We start from the raw sequence: 2,099 nt of genomic DNA, 5'->3' as shown, positions 1-2,099 counted from the left end.
GGTGCTCGTCAACGCCGCCGGCGCCTGGGCCGGCAAGATCGCAACCGCGCTCGGCGAGCCCGTGCCGGTCGAAACCGTGGCGCCGATGTTGATGATCACCTCGCGCGTGCCGCACTTCATCGATCCCGTCGTGATCCTGCGCGGCCGCAAACTCTCCTTCAAGCAATTCTCCAACGGCACCGTGCTGATCGGCGGCGGCCATTTGGCAACGCCGTACCAGGATCGCAATGAGACGGTGCTGGACTGGAAGAGCCTCGCGACCAGCGCCCGCACCGTGTTCGAGCTGTTCCCGGTGATGCGCAGCGCCACCATCGTCCGCGCCTGGGCCGGGATCGAGGCGAAGATGAAGGACGATATCCCCGTGTTCGGTCCGAGCAGCCGCCACAAGGGGCTCTATCATCAGTTCGGCTTCTCGCTGCACGGCTTCCAGCTCGGCCCCGGCGCCGGTGCGGTCATGGCCGAGCTGATAGTCAACGGCGGCACTCAGACCCGCGTCAGCGATCTCGGCATCGACCGTTTCCATCCCTCCACGCTCTAGGAATGAGAAGTTGTCGAATCCCATCTGTTGCTCCGAACTCGCTCGACCTCTCCCGCTTGCGGGAGAGGGGGCTCATCGGCTTCGCCAATTCAGACTTGCTGAATACCATCACGCTCTAACAACAAGAGGACATCATGAGCATCACCCGCAGCATCCGCACGCCCATCATGCACCGCGCCGTCGAAGCCAACGGCTTCGTCTTCCTCGGCGGCACCATCGCCGACGACACCTCGGTCTCGATGGGCGACCAGACCCGCAACATCCTCGGCAAGATCGCCGGCTACCTGAAGGAAGCGGGAACCGACAAGTCGCGCGTCGTCAGCGCCTCGATCTTCGTCACGGACCTCTCCAAGAAGAAGGAGATGGACGCGGCTTGGACCGAGTTCTTCGGCGACAATCTGCCGACCCGCGCCACGGTTGGCGTCGCCGATCTCGGCGGCAGCGCGCTGATCGAAGTGGTGGTCACCGCATTCAAGGGCTGATCGCAGGCTCATCGAACGACAGCGCTTTCCTCGCGCTGTCGTTCCCTCGAACCGTGGCTTGATCTTGCGCTTCTGCAGGACTAGTTAGAGGGCTCTCAATCAGGAACTTCGCAGCCATGGATTTTACCCCGACCGCAGCGCACATCCGCCTTGCTCACGGGGAATCCCATGCCTGCTTCAATCATCCTGTCGAACCTGTCGCTGTCCACGCCTGACGGCCGTTCTCTTCTTTCCAGCATCGATCTGACATTCGCCGCCGAGCGCACCGGTCTCGTCGGCCGTAACGGCGTCGGGAAGACGACGCTGCTTGCGTCAATTCTGGGGGAGCATGTTCCCCAGTCCGGACGTGTTCTGATCAACGGCACCATCGGCCTGCTGCGCCAGGGCGTTCAACCGCCTCCGGATGCGACGGTGGCTGATCTGTTCGATGTGCGGCAGGCACTGGGGCTGATGCGCCGTGCGGAGCGGGGCGAGATCTCGGCCGACGACATCGCCACAATCGACTGGACGCTCGAAGCGCGGCTTCAAACCGCGCTGGCGCGCCTCGGCTTCGATCCCTCTCCTGAGACGCAGCTCTCACGCCTGTCCGGCGGCCAGATCACGCGGGTGCGCCTCGCCGCACTGGTCTTCGCCGAGCCCGACTTCCTGCTGCTGGACGAGCCCACCAACAATCTCGACCAAGACGGACGCAAGGCGGTGACCGATCTCCTCGCCGCCTGGCGCAGCGGCGCGATCGTCGTCAGCCACGATCGGAACCTGCTCGAAACCATGGATACGATCGTCGAACTGACATCGCTGGGCGCAACACGATACGGCGGCAATTTCAGCCGCTACCGCGAGCAGAAGGCCCTCGAGCTCGCGGCCGTCAGGCACGATCTGGCGCATGCCGAGAGACGCCTGTGCGAGATCGATGGCAAGGCACAGGCGACCGCCGAGCGGAAAGATCGCAAGGACAGCGGCGGGAAGAAGAAACGGGCGAAAGGCGACATGCCGCGCATCCTGGCCGGCGCGCGCAAGGACCGCAGCGAGGATACTGGCGGCAAGCTTGCGCAAATCGCCGAGCAGGCCGGCGCTCCTGT

3 protein-coding genes are annotated in these 2,099 nt (G+C 64.3%); all 3 read left to right on the top strand.

Annotated elements, in window-relative coordinates:
• Positions 1–538: FAD-binding oxidoreductase (locus tag MOV75_RS35780; RefSeq protein ID WP_247007699.1), on the top strand; the 538-nt coding region annotated here is incomplete at its 5' end.
• A 134-nt stretch (positions 539–672) separates the two neighbouring features.
• Positions 673–1,020 (top strand): RidA family protein, encoded by a 348-nt coding sequence (locus MOV75_RS35775; RefSeq protein WP_246925637.1) that lies wholly within the window; start codon positions 673–675, stop codon positions 1,018–1,020.
• Between the two features lie 168 nt (positions 1,021–1,188).
• Positions 1,189–2,099 (top strand): ATP-binding cassette domain-containing protein (locus MOV75_RS35770; RefSeq protein ID WP_247007697.1); only part of this gene is annotated, 911 nt, incomplete at its 3' end.

It is taken from the genome of Bradyrhizobium sp. PRIMUS42 (genome assembly GCF_023006515.1).
Lineage (GTDB): Bacteria > Pseudomonadota > Alphaproteobacteria > Rhizobiales > Xanthobacteraceae > Bradyrhizobium.
Note: the sequence above shows the minus strand (reverse complement) of the source record. Positions and strands in the feature narration are given on the sequence as shown.